Genomic DNA, 24398 nt, shown 5'->3' on the forward strand with positions numbered 1-24398 from the left:
GGCTGAACGCAGTCAAGCCCGGCGTCAGACGCCGGAAATCGAAGCAGCTTGCAGTGCGCTGCTGAAGCGCTTCGCGCCAAGGCTGGCAATCCATTCCGCCAAGCGCAAATAAGCACACCGCACTGCCCAAGCAAGTTATATGGCAGCGCAGCACTACGCAATACGCAGCCGGTTTTCCAATTTGATCACGCCATTATGGCCGCCTTGCAAGGCCATTTCCGTCACCACATCCAGCGTGTCATTGCGGTACGTGATGGCGCGCAACAGCATCGGCAGACTGATGCCTGCAATCACTTCGACCTTGCCCGGCTCACGCAGCCGGGTGCAGCAATTGCAAGGCGTGCCGCCCATGATGTCAGTCATCAGCAACACCCCGCTGCCATCGTCCAGCCGGCCAATGGCTTCTTGCGCCAGACAATTCACCTCATCCGTATCCTGATCAGCCACCACGTCTATCGCTTCCAAGCGCTCCGGTTGATGGCGGAAAACATGGCTGGCGGCGGCGATAAAGGCCGCGCCCAAAGGTTGATGCGTGATCAATAAAATCCCTATCATGCTGCGCTCCCTGTCGCTGTCTGTAAGGCGTCAATGAACATAGCGGCCACCGAAAACCCGGTTTGCGCGGTAATTTCCTGAAAACAAGTGGGGCTGGTGACATTCACTTCGGTCAGACTGTCGCCAATCACATCCAGGCCGACCAGGAGCAAGCCGCGTGCGGCCAGCTGCGGGGCCAGGGTTTCGGCGATTTCGCGGTCGCGCGCACTCAGTTCGCGCGCTTCGCCCCGCCCGCCGGCGGCCAGATTGCCGCGCACTTCGCCGCCCTGCGGGATACGCGCCAGGGCATACGGCACGACCTTGCCGCCAATCAGCAAAATCCGCTTATCGCCATCTTTGATCGCCGGCAAATAACGCTGCGCCATGATAGTGCGCGCGCCCAGGCCGGTAAGCGTCTCCAGCACTGCGCCGAGATTCATGCCGTCCGCGCCCACCCGGAAAATGCCGGCTCCCCCCATGCCATCGAGCGGCTTGAAAATCACTTCCCCATGCTCGGCATGAAAAGCGCGCAGGCGCGCCATGTCTGCGCTGATCAAAGTCGGCGCGGTGAATTGGGCGAATTGGGCGATGGTGATTTTTTCATTGTGGGCGCGAATCGCCGCCGGATCATTGAACACGCGCGCGCCCTGCAGCTTGGCCAGCTCCAGCAAATGCAGGCCATACAAATATTCCATATCAAACGGGGGATCTTTGCGCATCACCACCGCATCCAGCGCATGCAAGGGCATTTCCGCTTCCTCCTGCACGGTATACCAGTCAGCCTGGCCGGCTTGCAAACTGAGGCGTTTGATGCGGGCGCTGACCACGCCGCCCTGCCAAGCCATATCGCGCTGCTCAAACGCATAGACGGCATGGCCACGGCTGGCGGCTTCCACCATCATGGCGTAGGTGGAGTCTTTATACGTTTTAAAACTGTCCAGCGGGTCGGCTAAAAATCCGATTTTCATAGGCTTCCTCAATAGACTTCCGGGTCGGGGTCGGTTCTTTCCATTTCCAGCGAAGCCGCCAACAGCGCCAGGCGCGCCACTACGCCATACATATAAAACCGGTTGGGCGCGCTGGCCCCGGGGCGCGCGTCCACGTCCGGTATCGCGTGTTGCTGGGCAAAGGCGAGCGGGACAAAGCGCGAACCCGGCATGTTCAGGCTTTCATCCGCCGCGCGCTGCTCATGCACCCGGTAATAGCCGCCGATCACATAGCGGTCAATCATATACACCACCGGTTCGGTGACAGCTTCGTTGATCCGCTCGAAAGTATATACGCCTTCCTGCACCACCACATCGGACAGCGGTTCACCGTCTTTGCCCAGGGTGTTGCCGGCGCGCTCCAGCAAGCCGGTCAATTCCTTGGCGTCGCGCAGCGTGAAAATGCCGGCCCCCTCGGTGCTGGCATTGCCCTTGACGATCACAAAGGGCTTTTCTTTGATGCCGTATTCCTTGTACTTTTTACGGATTTTGGACAGCACGCCATCCACCGTGGTTTTCAGCAGATCCGCGCCTTCCGGCAAAGCCAGATTGATTTCCCCGGTTTTGCCGTACAGCGGATTGACCATCCAGGGGTCGATATCAATCAATTTGCCGAATTTTTTCGCCACTTCATCGTAGGCCGCGAAATGATTATGCTTGCGCCGCACGCTCCAGCCGGCGTGCAAAGGCGGCAACAGGTTTTGCTCGTGCACCTGATCCAGCACCGCCGGCACGCCTTGCGCCAGATCATTATTCAGAATGATGGTGCAGGGATCAAAATTGGGCAGCACCACGCGCCGCCCGTTGGCTGAGCGCTGCAGCGGCTCCAAGGTCAGGCTGGAGCCATCATCAAGCGCAATCTGGCGCGGCGCATTGCAACGCCAACACCCCAGGCGCACATGCAAACCGGTCTGACGGAAAATTTTCACCAGGCGTGACACGTTTTGCGAATAAGAAGGATCGTCCAGATCTTTTTCCGGAATCAAAATCACATTCCGCGCATCGGGACAGTATTTGTCGATTGCGGCCATGGCCGCCTGCACCGCCAGCGGCAACATTTCCTGCGCCAGATGATTAAAGCCGCGCGGGAACAGATTGCTGTCCACCGGAGCCAGCTTGAAACCGGCGTTGCGCAAATCCACCGAGCAATAAAACGGCGGCGTGTGTTCTTGCCATTCCAGCCGGAACCAGCGCTCGATGGCCGGCGTGGCCTCCAGGATTTTCTTTTCCAGATCAAGCAAAGGGCCGGTCAGAGCAGTGACCAGGTGGGGAACCATGTTGTTTCCTTTTTATCAAGCTTGTTGCCATACGGCAGAGCGTCACAAATGGTGGCGGCGGCAAGATTGTAAACCCCGTTTGCGCAAAAAGATATGCATGAACCTCATAGCTTTTGACTATGAAAGAAAAACGCCGCCCGGATGGGCGGCGTTTTTTGCCGGCAATGCAAGATTTTAATGATGGTATGCCGATTCGCCGTGGCTGGTAATGTCCAGGCCTTCACGTTCTTCGTCTTCAGCGACCCGCAAGCCGATCACTAAATCCACCAATTTATAGGCAGCGAAGGAAACCACCGCCGACCACAACACCGTCACGCCGACGGCCTGGGCTTGAATCCACACCTGGCTGGCGATGTCATATTCAGCTGCGGCCTTATTCGCCACGTAGTCAAAAATGCCCTGCCCGCCCAGTTTCGGCGCAGCGAACACGCCAGTCAGCAAGGCGCCGAGGATGCCGCCCACGCCATGCACGCCGAACACGTCCAGCGAGTCATCCGCGCCGAGCAGGCGTTTCAAACCATTCACACCCCACAGGCAGACCAGGCCGGCCAGCAAGCCGATCAGCAAAGCGCCCATCGGGCCGACGAAGCCGCAAGCCGGCGTCACCGCCACCAGCCCGGCCACCGCGCCGGAAGCTGCGCCCAACATCGAGGGCCGACGCTTGTGCACCCATTCGCCGGCAGTCCAGGCCACCGTCGCTGCCGCAGTCGCCAGCAAGGTGTTGACAAAGGCCAGGGTGGCGATATCGCCCGCTTCCAGTGCGGAGCCGGCATTGAAACCAAACCAGCCCACCCACAGCAGCGAGGCGCCGACCATGGTCAGGGTCAGGGAATGCGGGGCCATCGATTCACGCTTGTAGCCGATGCGCTTGCCGACCATGTAGGCGCCGATCAAACCCGCCACCGAGGCATTGATATGCACCACGGTGCCGCCGGCGAAGTCAAGCGCGCCTTTTTGCCACAGGAAGCCGCCTTTTGCGGTTTCACTCGCCAGACTGGCGGCGTCTTTAATGCCATCCGGGCCGGGCCAGAACCACACCATGTGCGCAATCGGCACATAGGCGAAGGTGAACCACAGCACGATAAAAGCCAGCACGGCGGAAAATTTGACGCGCTCAGCAAAGGCGCCGACGATCAAGCCGCAGGTAATGGCGGCAAACGTGGCCTGGAAGGCAACATAAATGAACTCCGGGATCACCACGCCCTTGCTGAAGGTGGCGGCGACAGCAAAGCCCTTGGCCGGATCATAAATGCCTTGCAGGAATAAGCGCGCGCTTCCGCCTATCAGCGCATTGCCTTCGGTGAAGGCGAAGGAATAACCGTACAAGCACCACAACACCACGATCAGGGAGAAAATCACAAATACCTGAATCAGGATCGAGAGCATGTTTTTACTGCGCACCATGCCGCCGTAAAACAGGGCCAGACCGGGAATCGTCATTAAAATCACCAGCAGCGTGGCCACCATCATCCAGCCGGTGTCGGCTTTTTGCGCGGTGGGCGCCGCCGGCGCTGCAGCGGCGGGGGCAGGCGCGGCAACTGCTGCGGGCGCGGCTGCCGGCGCAGATGCGGCAGCGCTGGCGGCGGTTTCTGCCGGCGCAGGGGCGGCTGCGGCTGGCGCCGCAGGGACAGAGGCTGCAGGCGTCGCAGCAGCAGCGCTGGCCGCCGCCTTGCCATCCGCGCTGGCGTCTGCCGCCTGCGCCGCACCGGCCAGAGCGCAGGCCAACATGGCTGCGCTGATCCAATTCAATAATCGCTTCATCCCCATCTCCTCACAATGCCTCGTTGCCGGTTTCGCCGGTACGGATACGCACCACTTGCTCCAGCGGCGAGACAAAAATCTTGCCGTCGCCAATCTTGCCGGTGCGCGCCGCTTTTTCTATGGTTTCAATCACCGCTTCGACAATCGCATCATCCACCGCCGCTTCGATCTTGGTTTTGGGCAGAAAATCGACCACATATTCCGCCCCCCGGTACAGCTCGGTGTGCCCCTTTTGCCGGCCAAAGCCTTTCACCTCTGTCACCGTAATCCCTTGCACCCCAAGCGTGGAAAGCGCTTCACGCACTTCATCGAGCTTGAAGGGTTTGATAATCGCTGTAATCATTTTCATGGTCTGCCCCTCAGAAAGTCTTGCTGGCGGTCAGCACCAGCGCGCTCTTGCCCAAATTCTTGCCATTCGGCGCGACATAGACTTTGGTGTTCGTGCCGATCACGGCCAAAGCCAGGGTGGCGAAGCTGAATTCCTTGCTGAGACCCAGCTTGTAATCGGTGTAGGACAGCGCACCCGCGTTTTTCACGCTCTGCCGCCCCACATGCAGATTCAGGGTGAAACCATCCGCCAGTGGCAAATTCGCGCTCAAATCCAGATAGCCGCTGCCCTTGCTGTCCGCCACGCCGAACAGATTCGACAGCGAGCGCGAATACTTCAGACTCACCGCCTGATAACTGATTTGCCCGTACAGCTCAGTGGTGTTGACGTTCGGCGTCAAACCGTTTGACGGGTACACATAGGTCAGCAGGCCGACGTCATAAGCCCAATCCTTGGCGATTTCACCGCGCTTGCCGGCATACAGATCCAGTTCGATATCGCCGCTGCCGCCCACATCCTTGGTCCATTTAATGGTTGACGCCCAGGCCCCGGCGTACCAGCCGCCGGCGTTGTTGACGTAATCCACGCCGCCCTGCACAGCGGGCTGCAAACGGGTTTGCGACAGCCCGCGATAGCGATAGTCAGAGGCAATGCCGAGATTGGCGCTGACTTCATGCTCCGGCTTTTTTTCCTGCGCCTGGACATTCACGCCAGCCAGGCACAAGACGGCGCCGATTGCAGATGCACGCAAGATGGTTTTCATAGCTCTTCCCTTTCGTATCGAAGCGCGTTGCCATTTTTGGACAACGCTGTTTATGCACGTCTTGCCGATACCTAAGCAGGACTCGTGCCAGCATTGCATTGCAGCAATCCAGCTCTGCGCCGGCATGGTGAGTTTGTGCGACAGCGGTGCGCAGCCCGGCACAGCTTTGGGCAACAAGCGCCCCAAACTGGTGCAGCGCAGTTCACGCACCAAATCAGTGCGCGCGCAATGCAACACGCTTTCAGGCAAAATGACGCCAACACGCGACAAAGCACGCCATACGCGCCGCTTTGGCTTTACCATCAACACGCAGCACTGCACTTTGTGCAGCAGGGAGTTTCTCTATGGATATGAATGCTTTTTTCAATGATTTGCAGGGCAAATTCAACCAGGTGCTGGAAAATTCGCCAGCCAAGGATGTGCAACAGAACATGAAGGCGATGATGTCGCAGGGTTTCGCCAAGCTGGATCTGGTCACGCGCGAAGAATTTGATATCCAAAGCCAGGTGCTGGCCAAAACCCGCGCCCGTTTGGAAGCGCTGGAAGCGCGCGTGGCCGAACTGGAAGCGCGCATCGCACGCGGCCAGGATAAAGATTAATCCAGCCCCGGCGCTGATCATCGCCCTCCTGCTGCTGGCGCCCTGCGCACAAAGGAGGGGCTATGAGTCTGGCCGTATTGAACAGCCGCGCCCTGTGCGGCATGCAAGCGCCGCAAGTCACGGTGGAAGTGCATTTGGCGAACGGTTTGCCGGGCATGACCATTGTTGGCCTGCCGGAAACGGAAGTCAAAGAAGCCAAAGACCGGGTGCGCGCGGCGCTGCAAAATGCGCGTTTTGATTTGCCGAATCAGCGCATCACCGTAAATTTGGCCCCGGCGGATCTGCCGAAAGAGTCGGGCCGCTTTGATTTACCGATCGCGCTCGGGATTTTAGCCGCCAGCGGGCAATTGCCGGCGCAGGAACTGAGCCAATATGAATTCGCCGGCGAACTGTCGCTTTCGGGCGAATTGCGCCCGGTGCGCGGCGCGCTGGCCATGACCTTCGCCATCCAGCAAAGCGGCGGCGCGAAACCGGCCTTTATTTTGCCGGCGCAAAACGCGCCCGAAGCGGCGCTCGCCACCGGGGTGCAGATCTTCCCGGCGCGCACCCTGCTGGAGGTGTGCGCGCACTTCGCCAGCCGCGATCCGCAGCAGAAATTGCAAGCCTATCGCGCCAATCTGGCCGGCCAACGCCCGGCCTATCCCGATCTGCTGGACGTGAAAGGCCAGCAAGCCGCCAAGCGTGCGCTGGAAGTGGCCGCCGCAGGCAGCCACAGTCTGTTAATGAGCGGGCCGCCGGGGACAGGCAAGAGCATGTTGGCGGCGCGTTTTCCCGGGATTTTGCCGGAAATGACGGAACAGGAGGCGCTGGAGGCGGCAGCCGTGCAATCGCTGACTTCCGGCTTTCAGGCGCAGCGCTGGAAGCAGCGTCCCTACCGTGCGCCGCATCACACTGCTTCCGGCGTGGCCCTGGTGGGCGGCGGCTCCACCCCGCGCCCGGGCGAAATTTCGCTGGCGCACAACGGCGTTTTATTTCTCGATGAATTGCCGGAATTTGACCGCAAGGTGCTGGAAGTCTTGCGCGAGCCGCTGGAATCGGGACAAATCACCATCTCCCGCGCAGCACGCCAGGCCGATTTCCCGGCCCGCTTTCAATTGCTGGCGGCGATGAATCCCTGCCCCTGCGGTTACTTGGGACATGCCAGCGGCAAATGCCGCTGCACCCCGGAAGCGGTGGCGCGTTATCAGGACAGGATTTCCGGCCCGCTGCTGGATCGCATCGACATGCAAATCCAGGTCGGCGCCTTGAGCCAGGAGGAGTTGCAAAAAGCCGCCGATGGCGAAGCCTCGCACGATGTGGCGACGCGGGTGCAAGCCGCCTGGCAACGCCAATTGGCGCGCCAGGGCAAACCCAACAGCCAGCTCGGCAGCCGCGAAATCGACGCCCACTGTCAGCCGGACGCCGCCGGCGCCGCACTGCTGCAACAGGCCATGCAAAAACTGAACTGGTCGGCGCGCGCCTACCACCGCGTGCTGAAAGTGGCGCGCACCGTGGCCGATCTGGCCGGCCTGCCGGCGCCGGGCCGGGCGCAGGTGGCGGAGGCGATTCAATACCGGCGCGGACTGCGGGAGAAATAAACAGAGATTTCTATTGAAAATTTAGTGATTTCCGTCAAAAATGACGGAATATTGAATTTTCATATACAGAGGCAAGCTTGTTACTCGAATTTGGCGTCAAGAATTTCTTTTCATTTTTAGAGGAAAGCGTGCTTTCCCTGCGCGTGGACGCGAAATGCCCGCCCGAGGTCGCGCAAGGCCGCCCCGCCTTGAGCGCCTTGTGCATACAGGGCGCCAATGCGAGCGGCAAAACACAGTTGCTCAAAGCCCTGACCTTTGTGTCGCATTTTGTGTTGAATTCCTTTGCCGATGGGCCGCAGGAAAAAATCGGCGTGGCGCCGTTTTATGGCAGCACCGATCCGTGCGAATTTTTCCTCGAATTTGAAGATGAAGACGCCATCTGGCGTTATGAATTGGTGGTGGATCGACAGCAAGTGCAACGCGAAACGCTGTACAAAAGCAGGGGCAAGCGCGTGCGCCTGTTTCAGCGCGAGGGGAATACCTTGAGCGCCTGCGTCAAAGAACTGCATGCGCTGAGCGGGATGCGTTTGCGCAGCAATGCCTCGATTGTCTCAACCGCGATTCAATACGATTTCAGCGGCTTGCATGTGTTGGCGAACAATCTGGAATTTGTCAGCAATGTCTCTTTTCTTGGGCGGCGCGATGCGCTGTTCAATGTGCGCGACATCGCCGGCCATCTGCAAAATGAGCCGGAAGTATTTGCCTTCATCAAGCAATTCATTTGTGATTGCGACACCGGGATTGCCGACATCAAGATTGAAGAATCCATCGACCAGCATGGCGAACAAGTGCGCTTCCCCGTGTTTTTTCACCGCTGCGGGGACGATCTTTATGCGGTGCCGTATATGATGGAGTCATCCGGCACGCGCAGCCTGTTTTGCGATCTGGGCATGTATCACTATGTCTTACGCAGAGGCGGCGTGTTGATACTGGACGAATTTGATCAAAATCTGCATCCGCACATCCTGCCCAAATTGCTTGCGCTGTTTTTGCAAGCGGAACACAACCCGCTGGGCGCGCAATTACTGTTCACCACGCATGACACCGAAATCATGAATTTGCTGGGCCGCTACAGAATTTATCTGGTGGCGAAAGAAGATAACGAGAGCTTTGCCTACCGCCTGGATGAAATTCCGGGCGATATCCTGCGCAATGACCGGCCGATCCGTCCCGTCTACATCGAAGGCCGGATTGGCGGAGTGCCGCGCCTATGAGCAATAACCAGCGCAAAGACCGATTTTTGCAATCCATCCCGCAAGCCAGTATTGACAATGATCCGGGCTTCGCCCAGCGCGCCAAGTTCAATTTCTCATTTTTTTGCGCAGGCGAAGATGCCGGTGAAAATTTTCAGGATTGGGAACACAGCAAGCTGTGCGGCCTGCTGCACAAACTCAAAGACTATGGGCGCGAGTCTTTGCAACACTGGCAGCGCGAGACTGCCGGAAAATCCGGGACAGTGTTGGCGATTTACGGCGGTTTTCCCCTGCGCAGCGAATTCAAGCATCCCAAACATGTGCCACATCAAGCGCGCTGGGGACGTTTTCGCATCGATCAGGCCACCCGCCTGGTTGGCTTCATACTGCCGCCGGAATATGAGGGCAAGCGCGATCCGCTGAGTGGCGCAATGTTTGATTGCAATACGTTTTATGTGGTGTTTCTGGATCAGGAGCACCGTTTTTACAAGACCGAGCCGCGTTGAGCGAGGCTTGCCGCATGGCTGACGGCGGCAATGCCGCAGCAGCGCGGAATAGAGGAAATTCAGCTGAAGCAGGTTTTCAACCAGGTACAAAAAGACTGCATTCCGCTGGCGTTTGCATCCAGCACGCCAGCGCCATGCAAACCTTGCATGCCCTGTCCCGGCATTTTTTGCCAAGCCGCATAGGTGGACAAAACGGCTTTGCTCTCATGATGAGGACGGAAACGTTTGTCAGACAAGGTGGCAACAGTGCTTTTTGCATGCGCGAGCAAGGTTTGCTCATTTGCCTGCAAATTATCCATCAGAAAATTTTCAATGAACCCATCGCCGCCATTGCCCGGCATAATCCACACGCCAATAGGCATCAGCTTGCCGGCATAGTGATAATGCAAGCCCTGCTGCATATTCTTGGGCGGGTTTTCCGGCAGCGTATAACCGTTGGCGCGTAATGTATCGGCGATTTTGCGCCAGGTGTTCTTGCAACCCAGGCCATCGGTGTGGGCAAAATCCGCATCCACCATCAAGGCCAGATGCGTAATATCGCCAATTTTCATTCTTTCTATCATTTCCGGCAGCAAGGCAATCACATTCCCTTTGCCGTTTCCGCCTGCGCCAAAATCCTGTGGCGGGCCGATTTGCACATCATCCAATCCCAGGTCACGACACAACGCTGCGCAAAAATCCCGATCTGCCCGGCCTTCCACCAAAAGATGCTTGCTGAACACTTTTTTGGGCATCAGCGCACCTCAATCTCAGCATCAGTCATTGCGGCCAGCTTGGGCGCATCCATCTCAATGGCCACAATTGCGCCATTCTGCTCAGGCAAAATACTGCGCCCGAGTTTGAGCAGCATGGCGCCGGTTTCGGGACGGTTTTGCGCAACAGCCGCGAAGTGGTTGACACAGTCAAAGCTGTGCGTGGTGGCGAAAATTTGCACATCCAGAGCCTGCGCCAAATCGAACAGCATTTCCCACACCTGCCGCTGAATCTTGTAATACAGTCCGTTTTCAAACTCATCGATTAAAAGCATACCGCCACGCGCGGCAAAAATTTTCATCGCCAGTTGCAACACGCGCGCCATACCGTCGCCCATGCTATTGAGCGGGAAAGGGCGTGACTGACCTTCCAAGCTGACCATGGGAATGCGCCCGGGACGGGCGCGCTTGGGATCTTGCACGAAGAGCAAATCGCGGAATTCCGGCGCAATGATGCGCAAGGCTTGAGCAATCGATTCTTTATGCTCTGGATTCAACCAAACCCTATCCCAGATTTCGGCAAGTTCGTCGAGTGAAAGAGTTTTGCTGGAAATCCAGGCGCAGGGCGTGGTCGGCAATGCTCCCGCCAGCCGTCTCTCCCGCATCCGGGCGGCTTCCATTCTGGATCCGCTCACGATGTGCGCCATGCCGTTTTTACTGATCCGCAAGGCGAACTCAGCCTCATCAAACTCAGCACTGGCGCAATCTGGCATGGGGATAAATTTTTGCCGCACGGAAGCAGGTAAGTTCAGCCCTGTGGCATCTTGCATTACGTCGATGCCCAGCACCCCAAATTGCATCTGGATTTGATGCGCGCTCTGTTCAGGATCGCCGATGAAAATCTGCGTATCATCTTCTGGAAATTTTCTGCCGCTGAAAAGATTCTCCAAAGGTAAAAAATCGCCCTCCTCTTCCGCCTCGCCTGCCATGTAAAACAATTCATCCCGGTATTGCAAAAGATCACGCAACAGACGCGACGATGCGCCGCCAGCCAGGATACGCAAGGCTTCCAGCAATGAACTTTTGCCGATGTTATTGCTGCCAACGATCAGATTCACCCTGCCAAGTTGGCGGATTTCCAAATGTTCGAGGTTGCGGAAATTTTTGATGCGTAAAGCGTTGAGCATCGCTTCTCCAAGGATGAATGGCAAACGTGCAAATGATTATACCCGCGCTTGCCAAGGCAAACGGCGTATCGCAAGGCATACGACAGGCATGTAATGCGCAGCCGGCCTCACTCCGGCAAGGCCTCGCTGAACTGCTCGCCGCTCTCAAAAAAGTGTCCGCCGGCGATGTAATGAATTGAGCGCGGCATGCCTTCTGCAAAATTCCAGTGCCCATCCTGAAATGCGCGCGGGTCGGCGTGCGCGGCGATGATTTCGGCCAGGTACAAGTCATATTTATGCGCCAGCTCCGGCTCCGGCAGCACGCGACATTCGAGCCAGCCGAGACAACCCCCGATCAAGGGCGCCCCGATCAGACTGCCGGCAAAGGTCTGCAAACCGGCCCAGGCGAATTTATCCTGTCCCGCCGGCAAATCGCGCGCCGAACGATTGCCAACTTGCACCGTCGCTGCGGCCAGCGCACGGCTTGGCACATTCAAGGCGAAATACCCGCTGGCTTTGATCAATTCACAAGTGACGGTGTTTTTGTCGATCACCACCGCGACTTTCGGCGGCGTGAAGTCCAGCGGCATATTCCAGGATGCCGCCATCACATTGCGCCGGCCTTGGTGCGCTGCGCTGACCAGCACGGTCGGGCCGTGGTTTAACAGACGCCAGGATTTTTCAAGAGGGATTGGGGTATGCATGGGCAGAGGGATGGCAAAAACTGCATTGTGCCATATGCCATGCAAATGCTTTGCGCCGCAGGGCGGGCGCAAAGCATCAGACAGCCGGCGGGCCGGCTGTCGATCACATCAAGCTTGCGCTTTGCGACGACGGCGCGCCATCAGCGCCAGCGCGCCCAAGCCTGCGCCCATCATGGCCCAGGTTTCAGCTTCCGGCACAGGATTCGGATTGCCGCCCGGCAGAGGATTCGAGCTGGGGTTCATGTCGGCCACCATAAAGCCACGGTTATTGAATTGGAAAGCCGGGTTACTGCTATGGTGCGAGAACAGCGTCACTTCCTGGTTCAGCGTTTGAATCCCGCCCACTGCGTGATGCTGGCGCAGACTGTTTTGGCCATATTGGAATTCAATCCGGTTGCTGCCTTCGTGCAAAATCACCTGGAAGTCGGCCTTGCTCTCGGCAGGATTGTTGCCGTATTCATAGCCGCTCCAATTGAACACCAGTTCGCGCGAACCGGCATCGCCAAAGGTTTTGGTTTTCACCGTGGAAATCCAATCCGTCCAGAACGGCGCAATCGCCGCCCCCATATACGCAGTAGCGCCGTTGTTCAACACATCGCTGCCGCAGCAGCCATTGCTCTGCGAGGTAAAGGACAGAATGCCATTCGTGCTGAAGCTGATCTCGCTATAGATGCGATCATTGAAGACGAAATTAAAAGGCAGCAGGCGCTTATAGGCAGCATCATCAGTCGCCGCGATCAGCACTTGCGCATCCGTCATGTCACGCATATTTGCAGTGATTTCTGAGGCTTGGTAATTGTCCGCTTGGGCCATGCTGCTGACGCTCAAAAATGCGGCAGCGATTAATACCTGCAGTTTGCTGGTGTGTGTCATCATTTTTCTCATGGTGTGATAATTGAGGCGCCACAGGCCGGGCATAGACAGTCTGAAGCATCAATCTGCGACAAACGGGGCAATGCGAAAAACCGGAAATGGCGAGATTGCCTTCAGGTAAAGAAAGCGGGCATATAATACACGCATTTTTCACTAAAAAGCAAAAGGCAAATGCCTCAAAAAATGAATACTGACAAGCTTAACAGGTAAAATTATTAAAAATGCACCGTTAAATCTCATCCATGATGTGATTGACGTGTTCAATCTGAACATCGGGGGCCGTACTTATATTTCAACAAATACAGCCCCTCCCTTTGCGCAGACAGGGCCAAAGCCCTGCCTGCGCCCCTTGCATCAGCCCAGGAACAATCGATACGCCGGATTGCCGCTCTCATCCCAATAGCGATAGCCCAGCGTGTTCAGGAAGCAGCGGAAGGCGTCCATTTCTTCCTTCGGCACTTGAATCCCGACCAGCACCCGGCCCACGTCGCCGCCCTGGTTGCGGTAGTGGAACAGGGAGATATTCCAGTTCGGCGCCATGCTCTCCAAAAAGCGCGCCAGCGCGCCGGGACGTTCCGGAAATTCAAAGCGGTACAGCAATTCATCATGCGCCAGCCGGCTTTTGCCGCCCACCAGGTGACGGATATGCTGCTTGGCCAATTCGTCATGCGTTAAATCCAGGGTGGCGAAGCCGTGTTCCTCAAAACCGGCTTTGAGCTGGGCCGGCTCGCTGCGATTGGCGACTTGCACGCCGACAAAAATGTGCGCCTCGTTTTCATCGCTGATACGGTAGTTGAATTCGGTCACGCTGCGTGCGCCGACCACCTGACAAAAGCGTTTGAAGCTGCCGCGCTGCTCAGGGATGGTCACCGCAAACACCGCTTCGCGCGCCTCGCCCACTTCGGCGCGCTCGGCGACAAAGCGCAGACGGTCAAAATTCATATTCGCGCCGCAGGTGATGGCGACCAGGTTTTGCCCCTGCACCGGGTTTTTCCCCATCGCCTCGCGCTCCACCCAGGCCTTGGCCCCGGCCACCGCCAGCGCGCCGGATGGCTCCAGAATGCTGCGCGTATCTTGAAACACGTCTTTGATGGCGGCGCAAATCGCATCCGTATCGACCAGAATCACCTCGTCCACATACAGCTGCGCCAGGCGGAAGGTTTCTTGCCCGACTTGTTTGACCGCCGTACCATCGGCGAACAGGCCGACATCATCCAGCATCACGCGCTTGCCGGCTTTCAGGCTTTGCGCCATCGCATCCGAATCGGTGCTTTGCACGCCGATGATGCGGATATCCGGACGCACTTGTTTGACATACGCCGCCACGCCGGAAATCAGACCGCCGCCGCCAATCGCGATAAAAATCGCCGCCAGCGGATCAGAATGTTGACGCAAGATTTCCATGCCGATAGTGCCCTGGCCGGCGATCACGTCCGGGTCATCAAAAGGGTGGACAAAAGAAAGATTCTGCTGCCGCTCCAATTCCAGCGCATGCTGGTAGGCATCAGAATAAGAGACGCCGTGCAAAACCACTTCCACCGCGCGGCCGCCGCGCGCTTTCACGGCTTCGATCTTGACTTGCGGGGTGGTGGTCGGCATCACAATCACTGCGCGGCATCCCAGCCGCGCCGCTGACAGCGCCACACCTTGCGCATGGTTGCCGGCAGAGGCGCAAATCACGCCGCGCTGCAACTGGCTTTGGCTCAAGTGCGCCATTTTGTTATACGCGCCGCGCAGCTTGAAACTGAACACGCTTTGCATATCTTCCCGCTTCAAGAAAATCCTGTTGCTAATTCGCTCCGACAGCGAAGAGGCGAATTCCAGCGGGGTCTCGCTGGCGACGTCGTACACGCGGGCAGTCAGGATTTTCTTCAAGTAGTCAGTAGTCATGATGTCATTTCAATATGTTGGCGTAAAAAGAAAAGGGTTGAACAGGATGGATGATCTGCTGCATGCCGCCGGGTGGGCGGGGCCGGAATGTTTTTGACGCGCTGATGGCGCGCCGGCAAGACTCCGGTCTGAGGGATTATAATGGGCGCATCTGACGCACTGCAACATCCATCATGATTGAATCTTTCGTGCAATCGTTGTTCTCCTGGTTGGCGCTGCCGCAAGTCGGCCTGCCGGCAGTGTTTATCATCGCCTTCATTTCCGCCACCGTCTTGCCGATGGGGTCGGAGCCGGTGGTGTTCGCCACCATCAAAGCCAGCCCGGATGCTTTCTGGCTGGTGATCGCCTGCGCCACGCTGGGCAATACGCTGGGCGGCATCGTCGATTACTGGCTGGGGTATGGCGCCAAACAGGCTTTCGCCAAAGAACGTGAAACGCGCTGGTTCCGCTGGCTGGCGCATTACGGCGCCAAAACCATGCTCTTATCCTGGCTGCCGGTGGTGGGCGATCCGCTGTGCACCCTGGCCGGCTGGCTCAAGCTGCCGTTTTGGCCCTGTGTCTTGTATATGGCGATTGGCAAGCTGGCGCGTTATTTGACCATGACCTGGCTCTTGCTTGCAGTGCCGGACGCCTGGTGGCAAAGACTGGGGCAAATGCTGTTTTAATTCCGTCGATTGTCAGCAAAAACCGACAAACAGGCCGCGTGTCACGCATTTTTCATGGCGGCAGCACGACTTGCGCATAGTATGTGCGAGTCCCCCTCACCACTTACGGAGTCTGCCATGAAACAATTCGCCACCCCGCTTGCCGCCCTGCTCGCCCTCGCTTTATGCGCCCCGGCCAGCGCTGCCGAGCGCAACGCCAAACCGGCGCGGAAAACCTCGCTCGCCGGCGCCGGCATGGAAATCGGCGCGGTGTATGAAGCCTGGCTCAGCCCGCAGCAGGAAGGCGGCGAAGAGGAAGATACGCCGGCCGCCACGCCCGCCGTATTCCGCTCGACCACCCCATCCACCCCGCGCGAGCAACGCAAATCGCGCGGCTATGGCACGATCAGCTTCAGCAAAGATTTAAGCCGGGCCTGGGTCAAGCTGGAAATCGAAGGCGTGAAAATCCAGGAAATCAATATGTTCCATCTGCATTGCGGCCGCCCCGGCCAGCTCGGCCCGATTCTGGTTGATTTCGGCGTGAAAGACGGGGCCAAGGTGGATTTGCCGGCGGCTTTCGCCAAAGGCATGTTTGAACGTGAAGTGAAAAACGCCGACATCACTGCCGTCACCGAACACAGCCATGGCGCGGTGGATTTCGCCACCAAGGGCTGCCCTATCGTGCAAACCCTGCCGCAGGACCGCGTGAAAAACATCGCCGGCATGGAATACATCACCAGCCAGGGCGAGCTGTATTTCAATTTGCACACCACCAGCCAGACTTATTTTGGCGATATCCGTGGCGTGTTGAAGCGCATCAAATAAGGAAGCGTCATGCCTGAGCATATTTTGCAATTCTGGTTTGTCGAGACCGATCAGAAAGACTGGTGGCGCGCCAGACCTGAATTCGATGCCCTGCTGGCAGAGCGCTTCGGCGCTTTGCTGCAGCAGGCGGCGCGCGGTGAATTATTCCGCTGGCGCGCCACGCCCGGCGGGCGGCTGGCGGAAATTATTGTGCTGGATCAGTTTTCCCGCAATATCGGACGCAATTCGCCCGCCGCTTTCGCCCAGGATGGCATGGCTCTGGTTCTGGCGCAGGAAGCAGTGGCGGCTGGCGCACTGAGCGCGCTGGACAATCCGGCGCAACGCGCGTTTTTGCTGATGCCGTATATGCACAGCGAATCGGCCTCGATCCACAGCGAGGCGGAACAGTTGTTCCGCGTCTGGGCGCCGCAAAATCTGGAGTTTGAATTGCGCCACAAAGCCATCATCGACCGCTTTGGCCGCTATCCGCACCGGAATCAGATTCTGGCGCGCGCCTCCAGCGCGGCAGAAGAAGCGTTTTTATTGGAACCCGGCTCCAGTTTTTAATCCGTTCCCGGCAAGCCTTTCACCACCGCATAGCGCTGCAAGGTGCGCTCGCGCGCCTGCTCATGTTCGACCAGGGGATAGGGATAATCCTGTCCCAAATGCAGACCGGCGGCTTGCAGTGCGAGCGCGCCGGCGCGTTGCGGCGCATGGCGCAAGGCGGGCGGCAAGGCCGCCAGTTGCGGCAGATAACGCGCGATGAAACGCGCTTCGGCGTCAAATTTTTCCGATTGCGTCCAGGGATTGAAAATGCGAAACCAGGGTTGCGCATCACAACCGCTGGATGCAGCCCACTGCCAGCCGCCATTATTCGAGGCCAGCTCAAAATCGTTCAGCTTTTCAGCGAAATAGGCTTCGCCCCAGCGCCAATCCAATCCCAGGTCTTTACATAAAAAACTGGCCGTGACCATGCGCAAGCGGTTGTGCATATAGCCGCTCTGGTTTAACTGCTGCATCGCGGCGTCCACCAGCGGATAGCCGGTGCGTCCCTCGTACCAGGCGGCAAACCAGTCATCCGCCTGCGCCCCGCGCTCCCACTGAATCGCATCAAAAGCCGGTTTGAAGCTGCGCGTCAAGACATGCGGAAAGCAGTACAAAATCATTTGATAAAACTCGCGCCAGATCAATTCGCTCAGCCAGCAAGCAGCCCCCTCGGCTTGCGCCGGATCTTGCTGCGCCTGCCAGGCGGCGCGCACCAATTGGCGGATCGAGAGCGCGCCGAAACGCAAATGCATGGAAAGATAGGACGGCCCTTTGCGCGCGGGAAAATCGCGGGCTGCTTTGTACTGTCCCAGCCGTGGCAAAAACGCTTGCAGCAGGCGCTGCGCCCCACTGGCCCCGGGCGGCAGTTCGAGACTGCTCAAATTGCTGCGCGCAAAACCGAGCGCTTCCAGCGGCGGCAGCGCACTCGCGTCATGCGCTTGCAGGCGGTCGGGTGGCGGCAGTTGCAAATCCGGCCCCCATTGCGCATCCGCGCCCTGCTGTGCAAACGCTTTGAGCCAGGCGTTTTTATAGGGTGTGAAAACGGTGTAAGGGCGTCCGGCCTGGGTCAGAATTTCTTCTTTTTCAAAGATCACCTGATCTTTGCAACTGTGCCACACGCGCCCTGCAGCCTGAATCTGTTTGGCCACCGCCGCATCGCGCGCCATCGCCGCCGGCTCGATATCGTGATTTGCAAACACCGCCTGCACCCCGAGCGTATGCGCCAGCGCCGGAATTTCCTGCTGCGGGTCGCCATGGCGAAACAGCAATTGCCCGCCCAGCGCGCGCACTTCCTGCGCCAGTTCCCCGCAACAGGCGTGAATGAATTCGACGCGCCGGTCAATGCGCGGCAATGTTTGCAAAATCGTGGCATCGAACACAAACACGCAATACACCCGCCGCGCCATGCGACAAGCCGCGAGCAGGGCGGTGTTGTCATGCAGGCGCAAATCACGGCGGAACCAGAACAGGGCGGAATCGTACATTGCTTACTCGCTGTGGCTTGTGGGCAAAACAGGATTATGCCCGCTCCCGCTGCGGCGCGCAGACTCAGTACGGGGCGCCGAAAATCTGCGCAAACATGGCCTGGCCCGGGCCGTTTTTAGGCAGCAAATAGTTTTCCAGCATGCCGTATTGCTCTAATTGCAAACCGATGCGGGCATACAAATCGTGCAGATCCGGAATGCCTTCCTGGCTGATGATGGGATGTAAAAGCGGCCCCAGATCCAGCCCGCTGTGTTGCCGGGCCACCCGCAACAGATCATCCAGGGTATAGCTTTTACCGGCCTGGCCGAATTCGGCATACAAGGCGCGCATCAGCTCCGGCAAGCCGCTTTTGCCCTGGCTGGCTTCGCGCAGTTTGACATCCATCGCCAGCGCCGCAATGCTGCCGCCGCCATATACCAGCAGCCAATTGCGGTGTTTGTCCTGATACGCCTGGCGCACCGTGCCTTTCAAGCCCATCAAGCGGCGCGCCGCAACTTGGCCGCGCGGCAGATTTTCCAGAAACTGCCGCACAAAATCACGCGACAGCAAGCCGTTTTTACTCATCGTGCTGATGGTCAGATAATCTGTCACGCCTTCTTTAAACCATTCTTCGTTGCCGTCGCGCGGGGTGAGCGATAAGCCATTCCAGAAATGCAGCAATTCATGCGCCACCACCCGTCCCCATACCGGACGGCTGGCCAGATCGCCATGGCCTTTCAGATATTGGCTGAAACTGCCGGAAAATGCGCCGCCATCGCCGCTGTCGCCCTGATTGATCACCAGCATAAAGCGCTCGCCCAGCGGCGCTTTGCCGAACATCTGTAAATACGTCTGCATCTGTTTTTCAATCAGTTCGACAAACACCTGGCGCTGCGGCCAATACTGTTTGCCCATCACCAGCTTGATCTTGATCCCGCCAGCGCTGATGTCTTCCGCCCGCGCCGTGCCGAAAAACATCACGTTGTTGAGCAATTCGCGCCGGCTTTGCGCGGTGAAACTATGCCCGCCATTGCCGCGCCAGGGCGTATGCGCCTGCCAGCCGGATGGCAGCGCAAAATCAACCCGGGTTTCGCCATGCATTTTCTTGCCCGGCGCCAGAAACAGGCTGTAGCCGCTGGCCAGCATCCCTTCTCCTGTGTGGTACAAGACTTCTTCCTTGCCGGCGGGCCAGTCGTAATCGTCGTGATTGAGTTTGACTTGATAAGTGAGGATAACGCGCTGATCGCCTTTGACCTGATATTCGCCTTCGCCCTTGTCTTGCAGCGCAAGCAAGGCGCCGGACTGATCGCGCACTTGCAGATTTTTGATGAATTCGGCTTGGCCGTTTTTGAGTTGCGGCGTCGGGCTGACCGCAAACATGGCCAATTCATCGCCGTCCAGCCAGAGATTGGCTTGCACATGCGCCAATTTAGCCTGGGGGTCGATGTTGACCTGGTAATGATTCGGCTTTTGGTCCCAGGCCCATACAGATGAGGACAGGGTGCAAAACAATCCAAGCGGCAATAATATTTTTTTCATGCTTCCTCCAATGGCGAATGATTTGTACGCTGCAAAGCGGCGCCAACTCTGCAAGCTGGGCGCATTGTAGAGTCGCCATGCGCGCCGCCGCAGCGCCTTTTTGATGGATTGCAAAAAACGCGGCATGAAATGCAAAAGCGGGCCGCCGCTGCCGCTGGACTACAATGGCGACACCATCCGCCACCGCTCGCCGCCATGAAAACCTATGCGCTCTGTTTGGGCGTCAATCACTATCTGCCGCCGTTTGCGCGCCTGCGCTGCAGCGAATCTGACGCCAGCGGCCTGGCCCATCATCTGACGCGCCTGGCGGATTGCCAGGCGCACAACCTGGAGCAATATGATGCCGCCGCGATTTTGTATCAGCTGGCGCAATTGGGCGGCCAGATGCGCCCGGGCGACCGCCTGATTTTTTATTTTTCCGGCCATGCCTGTCTGCACAATGGCGAATATTGTCTGATGCTGCCCGGCAGCCATGCGGAACTGTTGGCGCGCGGCGAGGAAAGCGAAGTTTTATGCTGGTCCGCGCTGCAAGCTGTCAGCGCCCATCCAGCCTGGCAAGGGGTGCAAAGAATTTTTATTTTCGACACCGCCCTGCCCGCACCCGCGCCGGCCTGCATCATCAGCGCAGAAAACAGCGACACCATCCTGCTGTGCAGCAGCGCGGCAGACAAAAACCAGCTGGAACAATCGCAACATTTCGGTATGTTCTGCCTCGCCTTGCAAGCCTGGTTGAGCGATAGCGCCTTAGCCTTTGATGCGGCGGCGGCAGATGCGCTGCGCCGGCATATGCAGGCGCAACACGCAGACATCCACCCGCTGCCCGATGTGCAGTGGTGCGCGCTGGCGCCAGCCGCGCGCGCGCCTGTGGCGGACTGGCTGCGCGCCCTGCAAGATGGCAGTCTGGATGCCTTGCAAAACTATGTGGCGCAGGCGGCGCTGCTGGCGCCGCAAGTCAAGCTGGCGCGGCAATTGATCACCCTGCACAAACGGCAAGCGCAGGATGAAGCCAATTGGCGCGCCTTGCAAACCAGCCACCAGGCCAGGGATTGGGCCGGCTATCTGCAAAGCGCACCGCCCGAATCGCCCTACCGCAGGCAGGCCCAGCGCCAATTGACGCAATTGCGCGCCGATGCGCACAGCCGCCGCCAGCGCCTGTTGGGCGGCAGCCTGCTGCTGGGCGCGCTGCTGCTGGCCCTGCTCCTGTATGCGCTGTGGCAAGCGCGCAGCGGGCAAATGGATGCGCCGGGCGCGCCGCCGCCGGCGCAGTCCGGGCGCGGCGAACTGCCCGGCCCGAATCCACACGCACTGCCGGCCCTGCCCGACCCGAACGGGCCGCCGGCCCCGGTGTTCAATGAGGCGCAAGATGCGGCGCAAGCGCAATACGCCATGGCCTTGCAATATCTGCAGGGCGAATTGAACGCGCACAAACGGCGTCAGGCCATGGCCTTGTTGCACAAAGCGGCGCTGCAAGGCCATGCGCTGGCGCAAATCAGCCTGGGCAATTTGTATGAAAGCACGCCGGAGGGCAAAGACGATCTGCGCCAGGCCGCGCTATGGTATGGCGCGGCGGCGCAACAGGGCAATGCGCTGGGCCAGTTTCATCTCGGGCAGATGTATGAAAAAGGGCTGGGCGTGGCCGCCGATGCAGCGCTGGCGCAAGCCTGGTATGAATTGGCGGCGGCCCAGGGTTTGCCGCAGGCGCAACAGGCCTTGGCGCGGCGCAGATGAGCACATTTGCCGCTACTTACCGGGCGTATCTTGCTACTCGCCCCTGCTGATCTGGCGCTCTCATGCTGCAACCCAGACTCTGCTTCATTTCAGTGTAAACTTGTGTCAAATTCGCAGTCTGTCAGCTTTTTTCAGCCTGCCTTTACCTGAACCCTTGAAATTGCTATCTTGAAGTCATGGAGAAACCGCAGCACTGTCGCATTTCCAAATTGGCCAAGGCAGCAGGCATGCAGCGTACTCCTTTTACTGGATTCCAAGCTGGCATGCCGCGCCAGGGTTTGTCAGACGCCGGAGATAAGAAGGAGCATCAACCATGAGACTTCCGCAATTGAATCTGGTCAACCATTTCCTGATCGCCATGCCGTCTATGCATGATCCGGTGTTTGGCGGCAGCGTGGTATATGTCTGCGAACACAATGAAAACGGGGCGTTGGGCGTGGTGATCAATAAACCGACCGATATGACCATGCAATCGCTGTTTGACCATATCGAACTTTCGGTGGAAGACGGCGCCAGCCGCACTTCCCCCATGAAAAGCCGGCCCATTATGTTTGGCGGCCCGGTGCAGGACGATCGCGGCTTTGTGCTGCACAGCCCGGGCGGACATTATTCTTCTTCCCTGCAAGTAACCGAAAACGTGGTGTTCACCACCTCGATTGATGTGCTGGAAGCCGTCGCCACCGGCGCCGGGCCTAAGCAAATCATGGTCAGCATCGGCTATTCCGGCTGGAGTCCGGGCCAATTGGAAGCGGAAATCGCGCGCAATGGCTGGCTCACCGTCAGCGCAGATCCCAGCATCATCTTTGATCTGCCGATTGAAGAACGGTATACCGCCGCCATGCGCCTGCTGGGCTTTGATCCCGCCCTGCTGGCCAGCGAGGCCGGGCATGCATGAGCGACAGCGCCAGCCGGCGCCATGGATATGCAAGGTGGCGGCATGACGCACGCCACCATCATCGGATTTGATTTCGGTTTGAAACGGATCGGAGTCGCGATTGGCAATACCCTGACACACCAGGCGCGCCCGCTGACCGTGATCGCCGAAGAAAGCAATGATAAAAAATTCGCCGCCATCGCCGCCTTGCTGCAAGAATGGCAGCCCGCCATGTGCGTGGTTGGCCTGCCCATGCACCCGGACGGTGAGGAACATGAAATGAGCCGGCGCTGCCGCCGTTTCGCCAATCAATTGCAAGGCCGCTTCAATCTCTCCGCCACCCTGGTGGACGAACGTTACTCCTCCGCCGTCTTGAACGGACGGCGCGGCGAGGTGCTGGACGCGAAAGCCGCCGCCATCATCCTGCAACAATATTTCGACGAGCATCCATGAACCCGATTCCCGTGTATGAGGGCTATGCCGCCCTGCCCGATTTTCCCACCCTGTACCGGCAATTGCTGGCCAGCATCCAGGCCGCCGCCCTGCCCGAACCGCTGCATATTGTCGGCATTCACTCCGGAGGCGTGTGGCTGGCGCAACGATTGGCGCAGGACATGGGGCGCGAGGCCCCGGGCGCGCTGGATGTCTCGTTTTACCGCGACGACTACGGCGCGCGCGGTTTGCATGCGAATGTCAAACCCAGCCAGATCGCCTTCACCGTCGAAGGCGCGCACATCCTGCTGGTGGACGATGTGCTGTACACCGGGCGCACCACGCGCGCCGCGATTAATGAGATTTTTGACTATGGCCGCCCGGCATCGGTGCGGCTGGCGGCCCTGATCGACCGTGGCGGACGCGAATTGCCGATCGCCGCCGACTTTCTGGCCGCCCGCATCACGCTGCCGCCGCAACAAGTGCTGGTGCTGCAACGCGACGCCCAATCCACGCTTTCTCTATCCTTGCAAACCGAGTGACTATGTTCAATCCGCAATTGAAACCCGACGGCCAGTTGCAGCACTTGCTTTCCACCGAAGGCTTGCCGCGCAGCATTCTGACCAATATTCTGGATACCGCCGCCTCCTTTGTCGGCGTCTCTGACCGCGATGTCAAAAAAGTCCCGCTGCTGCGCGGTAAAAGCGTGTTCAATCTGTTTTTTGAAAACAGCACGCGCACCCGCACCACCTTTGAAATCGCCTGCAAACGCCTGTCGGCGGATGTGATCAATCTGAACATCGCCGCCTCTTCCACCAGCAAGGGCGAGTCGCTGCTCGACACCATCGACAATCTGTGCGCCATGCATGCGGATATGTTTGTGGTGCGCCATGCCCAGTCCGGCGCGCCTTACCTGATCGCGCGCCATCTGCAAGCCATCGGCGCCGATCACATCCATGTGGTGAACGCCGGCGATGGCCGCCATGCGCATCCGACCCAGGGTTTGCTGGATATGTACACCATCCGCCACTACAAACAGGATTTCACCCGCCTGACGGTGGCGATTGTGGGCGACATTTTGCACAGCCGCGTGGCGCGTTCCGACATTCACGCCCTGCACACCCTGGGCGTGCCGGAAATCCGCGTGATCGGCCCCTACACCCTGCTGCCCAGCGGCATGGAGCAAATGGGGGTGCGCGTGTTCTCCGACATTGAAGCCGGTTTGAAAGATGTGGACGTGATTATCATGCTGCGCTTGCAAAACGAGCGCATGAGCGGCGCCCTGCTGCCTTCCGCGCAGGAATTCTTCAAAACCTACGGCCTGACCGCAGAACGCCTGGCGCTGGCCAAGCCGGATGCGATTGTGATGCACCCGGGACCGATGAACCGGGGCGTGGAAATTGATTCCGCCGTGGCGGACGGGCCGCAAGCTGTGATTTTGCCGCAGGTGACGTTTGGCATCGCGGTGCGCATGGCGGTCATGAGCATTCTGGGCGGCGGCAATCCACAGTAAGGAAC

The 24398-nt window shown here is 58.6% G+C and carries 25 protein-coding genes; 12 read left to right on the top strand and 13 right to left on the bottom strand.

Annotated features, from left to right (window positions below; genetic code table 11):
• Positions 1-153 precede the first annotated feature (153 nt).
• From V8J88_RS19305 to V8J88_RS19330, 6 genes are all read right to left on the bottom strand, one after another.
• Positions 154-555 carry a PTS fructose transporter subunit IIA gene (locus V8J88_RS19305; RefSeq protein WP_338845859.1) on the bottom strand — a complete coding sequence of 134 codons (402 nt, stop codon included), beginning with the start codon at positions 553-555 and terminating at the stop codon, positions 154-156.
• Positions 552-1502 (bottom strand): glutathione synthase, encoded by a 951-nt coding sequence (gene gshB, locus V8J88_RS19310; protein WP_338845860.1) that lies wholly within the window; start codon positions 1500-1502, stop codon positions 552-554. Before gshB ends, V8J88_RS19305 begins: the two co-directional genes overlap by 4 nt.
• Before the next feature lie 8 nt (positions 1503-1510).
• Complete coding sequence (gshA, locus tag V8J88_RS19315) at positions 1511-2797, bottom strand: glutamate--cysteine ligase (RefSeq protein ID WP_338845861.1); 1287 nt, start codon at positions 2795-2797, stop codon at positions 1511-1513.
• Positions 2798-2971: 174 nt separating this feature from the next.
• Positions 2972-4558, bottom strand: coding sequence for an ammonium transporter (amt, locus tag V8J88_RS19320; protein WP_338845862.1), 1587 nt, complete (start codon positions 4556-4558; stop codon positions 2972-2974).
• 10 nt (positions 4559-4568) lie between these two features.
• A complete protein-coding gene (locus V8J88_RS19325) occupies positions 4569-4907 on the bottom strand; it encodes a P-II family nitrogen regulator (protein WP_338845863.1) in 339 nt (112 codons plus the stop codon).
• Positions 4908-4917: 10 nt separating this feature from the next.
• Entirely contained in the window at positions 4918-5649 is a 732-nt protein-coding gene (locus tag V8J88_RS19330; RefSeq protein ID WP_338845864.1) for a TorF family putative porin, read from the bottom strand.
• Positions 5650-5993: 344 nt separating this feature from the next.
• On the opposite strand from V8J88_RS19330, the gene V8J88_RS19335 reads away from it, so the two are divergent.
• The 4 genes from V8J88_RS19335 (at position 5994) to V8J88_RS19350 (ending at position 9524) form a co-directional block, all read left to right on the top strand.
• Complete coding sequence (locus V8J88_RS19335; protein WP_338845865.1) at positions 5994-6248, top strand: accessory factor UbiK family protein; 255 nt, start codon at positions 5994-5996, stop codon at positions 6246-6248.
• 62 nt (positions 6249-6310) lie between these two features.
• Positions 6311-7825, top strand: a complete 1515-nt coding sequence (locus V8J88_RS19340; RefSeq protein ID WP_338845866.1) for a YifB family Mg chelatase-like AAA ATPase — start codon at positions 6311-6313, stop codon at positions 7823-7825.
• A 77-nt stretch (positions 7826-7902) separates the two neighbouring features.
• Complete coding sequence (locus tag V8J88_RS19345; RefSeq protein ID WP_338845867.1) at positions 7903-9039, top strand: ATP-binding protein; 1137 nt, start codon at positions 7903-7905, stop codon at positions 9037-9039.
• On the top strand, positions 9036-9524 hold the full coding sequence (locus V8J88_RS19350; RefSeq protein ID WP_338845868.1) for a hypothetical protein: 489 nt from the start codon (positions 9036-9038) through the stop codon (positions 9522-9524). The genes V8J88_RS19345 and V8J88_RS19350 overlap by 4 nt, the downstream gene beginning before the upstream one ends.
• Positions 9525-9583: 59 nt before the next feature.
• On the opposite strand, the gene V8J88_RS19355 is transcribed toward V8J88_RS19350, so the two are convergent.
• From V8J88_RS19355 to ilvA, 5 genes are all read right to left on the bottom strand, one after another.
• A complete protein-coding gene (locus V8J88_RS19355) occupies positions 9584-10258 on the bottom strand; it encodes a DUF3226 domain-containing protein (protein ID WP_338845870.1) in 675 nt (224 codons plus the stop codon).
• Positions 10258-11403 (bottom strand): AAA family ATPase, encoded by a 1146-nt coding sequence (locus V8J88_RS19360; RefSeq protein ID WP_338845871.1) that lies wholly within the window; start codon positions 11401-11403, stop codon positions 10258-10260. Before V8J88_RS19360 ends, V8J88_RS19355 begins: the two co-directional genes overlap by 1 nt.
• A gap of 107 nt (positions 11404-11510) precedes the next feature.
• Positions 11511-12086 carry a flavin reductase family protein gene (locus V8J88_RS19365; protein ID WP_338845873.1) on the bottom strand — a complete coding sequence of 192 codons (576 nt, stop codon included), beginning with the start codon at positions 12084-12086 and terminating at the stop codon, positions 11511-11513.
• Positions 12087-12194: 108 nt separating this feature from the next.
• Positions 12195-12962, bottom strand: a complete 768-nt coding sequence (locus tag V8J88_RS19370) for a PEP-CTERM sorting domain-containing protein (protein WP_338845874.1) — start codon at positions 12960-12962, stop codon at positions 12195-12197.
• Positions 12963-13313: 351 nt separating this feature from the next.
• On the bottom strand, positions 13314-14849 hold the full coding sequence (gene ilvA / locus V8J88_RS19375) for a threonine ammonia-lyase, biosynthetic (RefSeq protein ID WP_338845875.1): 1536 nt from the start codon (positions 14847-14849) through the stop codon (positions 13314-13316).
• Positions 14850-15022: 173 nt separating this feature from the next.
• On the opposite strand from ilvA, the gene V8J88_RS19380 reads away from it, so the two are divergent.
• The 3 genes from V8J88_RS19380 to V8J88_RS19390 all read left to right on the top strand — a co-directional run bounded on the left by V8J88_RS19380 (position 15023) and on the right by V8J88_RS19390 (position 16864).
• Positions 15023-15514 carry a YqaA family protein gene (locus V8J88_RS19380; protein ID WP_338845876.1) on the top strand — a complete coding sequence of 164 codons (492 nt, stop codon included), beginning with the start codon at positions 15023-15025 and terminating at the stop codon, positions 15512-15514.
• 117 nt (positions 15515-15631) lie between these two features.
• Positions 15632-16318 (top strand): CHRD domain-containing protein, encoded by a 687-nt coding sequence (locus tag V8J88_RS19385; protein WP_338845877.1) that lies wholly within the window; start codon positions 15632-15634, stop codon positions 16316-16318.
• Positions 16319-16327: 9 nt separating this feature from the next.
• Positions 16328-16864: a DUF924 family protein gene (locus V8J88_RS19390; protein WP_338845878.1), complete on the top strand. Its 537-nt coding sequence runs from the start codon at positions 16328-16330 to the stop codon at positions 16862-16864.
• Here the strand turns inward: V8J88_RS19390 and V8J88_RS19395 are convergent.
• Complete coding sequence (locus V8J88_RS19395) at positions 16861-18327, bottom strand: deoxyribodipyrimidine photo-lyase (protein WP_338845879.1); 1467 nt, start codon at positions 18325-18327, stop codon at positions 16861-16863. The two genes, V8J88_RS19390 and V8J88_RS19395, sit on opposite strands and share 4 nt — an antisense overlap.
• A 64-nt stretch (positions 18328-18391) precedes the next feature.
• Positions 18392-19846: a hypothetical protein gene (locus tag V8J88_RS19400; RefSeq protein WP_338845880.1), complete on the bottom strand. Its 1455-nt coding sequence runs from the start codon at positions 19844-19846 to the stop codon at positions 18392-18394.
• 195 nt (positions 19847-20041) lie between these two features.
• Here V8J88_RS19400 and V8J88_RS19405 point away from each other — a divergent pair, with 195 nt between their 5' ends.
• The 5 genes from V8J88_RS19405 to V8J88_RS19425 all read left to right on the top strand — a co-directional run bounded on the left by V8J88_RS19405 (position 20042) and on the right by V8J88_RS19425 (position 24393).
• Positions 20042-21574: a caspase family protein gene (locus V8J88_RS19405; protein WP_338845881.1), complete on the top strand. Its 1533-nt coding sequence runs from the start codon at positions 20042-20044 to the stop codon at positions 21572-21574.
• Positions 21575-21887: 313 nt separating this feature from the next.
• Positions 21888-22469: a YqgE/AlgH family protein gene (locus V8J88_RS19410; RefSeq protein ID WP_338845882.1), complete on the top strand. Its 582-nt coding sequence runs from the start codon at positions 21888-21890 to the stop codon at positions 22467-22469.
• Between the two features lie 21 nt (positions 22470-22490).
• Positions 22491-22901: a Holliday junction resolvase RuvX gene (gene ruvX / locus V8J88_RS19415; RefSeq protein WP_338845884.1), complete on the top strand. Its 411-nt coding sequence runs from the start codon at positions 22491-22493 to the stop codon at positions 22899-22901.
• Positions 22898-23422, top strand: coding sequence for a bifunctional pyr operon transcriptional regulator/uracil phosphoribosyltransferase PyrR (gene pyrR / locus V8J88_RS19420; protein ID WP_338845885.1), 525 nt, complete (start codon positions 22898-22900; stop codon positions 23420-23422). The genes ruvX and pyrR overlap by 4 nt, the downstream gene beginning before the upstream one ends.
• 2 nt (positions 23423-23424) lie before the next feature.
• Positions 23425-24393, top strand: coding sequence for an aspartate carbamoyltransferase catalytic subunit (locus tag V8J88_RS19425; RefSeq protein ID WP_338849937.1), 969 nt, complete (start codon positions 23425-23427; stop codon positions 24391-24393).
• Positions 24394-24398: the final 5 nt, after the last annotated feature.

Source organism: Massilia sp. W12, assembly GCF_037300705.1.
In the GTDB taxonomy this organism is placed as follows: Bacteria; Pseudomonadota; Gammaproteobacteria; order Burkholderiales; family Burkholderiaceae_D; genus JACPVY01.

Bases quoted from the DNA above. Each gene is read 5' to 3' on its own strand.
- V8J88_RS19340 (WP_338845866.1), top strand. From the start codon at position 6,311: ATGAGTCTGGCCGTATTGAACAGCCGCGCCCTGTGCGGCATGCAAGCG.
- amt (WP_338845862.1), bottom strand. From the start codon at position 4,558: ATGAAGCGATTATTGAATTGGATCAGCGCAGCCATGTTGGCCTGCGCT.
- V8J88_RS19335 (WP_338845865.1), top strand. From the start codon at position 5,994: ATGGATATGAATGCTTTTTTCAATGATTTGCAGGGCAAATTCAACCAG.
- V8J88_RS19425 (WP_338849937.1), top strand. From the start codon at position 23,425: ATGTTCAATCCGCAATTGAAACCCGACGGCCAGTTGCAGCACTTGCTT.
- pyrR (WP_338845885.1), top strand. From the start codon at position 22,898: ATGAACCCGATTCCCGTGTATGAGGGCTATGCCGCCCTGCCCGATTTT.
- V8J88_RS19305 (WP_338845859.1), bottom strand. From the start codon at position 555: ATGATAGGGATTTTATTGATCACGCATCAACCTTTGGGCGCGGCCTTT.
- V8J88_RS19325 (WP_338845863.1), bottom strand. From the start codon at position 4,907: ATGAAAATGATTACAGCGATTATCAAACCCTTCAAGCTCGATGAAGTG.
- V8J88_RS19405 (WP_338845881.1), top strand. From the start codon at position 20,042: ATGAAAACCTATGCGCTCTGTTTGGGCGTCAATCACTATCTGCCGCCG.
- V8J88_RS19380 (WP_338845876.1), top strand. From the start codon at position 15,023: ATGATTGAATCTTTCGTGCAATCGTTGTTCTCCTGGTTGGCGCTGCCG.
- V8J88_RS19355 (WP_338845870.1), bottom strand. From the start codon at position 10,258: ATGCCCAAAAAAGTGTTCAGCAAGCATCTTTTGGTGGAAGGCCGGGCA.
- ilvA (WP_338845875.1), bottom strand. From the start codon at position 14,849: ATGACTACTGACTACTTGAAGAAAATCCTGACTGCCCGCGTGTACGAC.
- V8J88_RS19365 (WP_338845873.1), bottom strand. From the start codon at position 12,086: ATGCATACCCCAATCCCTCTTGAAAAATCCTGGCGTCTGTTAAACCAC.
- gshA (WP_338845861.1), bottom strand. From the start codon at position 2,797: ATGGTTCCCCACCTGGTCACTGCTCTGACCGGCCCTTTGCTTGATCTG.
- V8J88_RS19360 (WP_338845871.1), bottom strand. From the start codon at position 11,403: ATGCTCAACGCTTTACGCATCAAAAATTTCCGCAACCTCGAACATTTG.
- V8J88_RS19330 (WP_338845864.1), bottom strand. From the start codon at position 5,649: ATGAAAACCATCTTGCGTGCATCTGCAATCGGCGCCGTCTTGTGCCTG.
- ruvX (WP_338845884.1), top strand. From the start codon at position 22,491: ATGGATATGCAAGGTGGCGGCATGACGCACGCCACCATCATCGGATTT.
- V8J88_RS19410 (WP_338845882.1), top strand. From the start codon at position 21,888: ATGAGACTTCCGCAATTGAATCTGGTCAACCATTTCCTGATCGCCATG.
- V8J88_RS19400 (WP_338845880.1), bottom strand. From the start codon at position 19,846: ATGAAAAAAATATTATTGCCGCTTGGATTGTTTTGCACCCTGTCCTCA.
- gshB (WP_338845860.1), bottom strand. From the start codon at position 1,502: ATGAAAATCGGATTTTTAGCCGACCCGCTGGACAGTTTTAAAACGTAT.
- V8J88_RS19385 (WP_338845877.1), top strand. From the start codon at position 15,632: ATGAAACAATTCGCCACCCCGCTTGCCGCCCTGCTCGCCCTCGCTTTA.
- V8J88_RS19390 (WP_338845878.1), top strand. From the start codon at position 16,328: ATGCCTGAGCATATTTTGCAATTCTGGTTTGTCGAGACCGATCAGAAA.
- V8J88_RS19395 (WP_338845879.1), bottom strand. From the start codon at position 18,327: ATGTACGATTCCGCCCTGTTCTGGTTCCGCCGTGATTTGCGCCTGCAT.
- V8J88_RS19350 (WP_338845868.1), top strand. From the start codon at position 9,036: ATGAGCAATAACCAGCGCAAAGACCGATTTTTGCAATCCATCCCGCAA.
- V8J88_RS19370 (WP_338845874.1), bottom strand. From the start codon at position 12,962: ATGATGACACACACCAGCAAACTGCAGGTATTAATCGCTGCCGCATTT.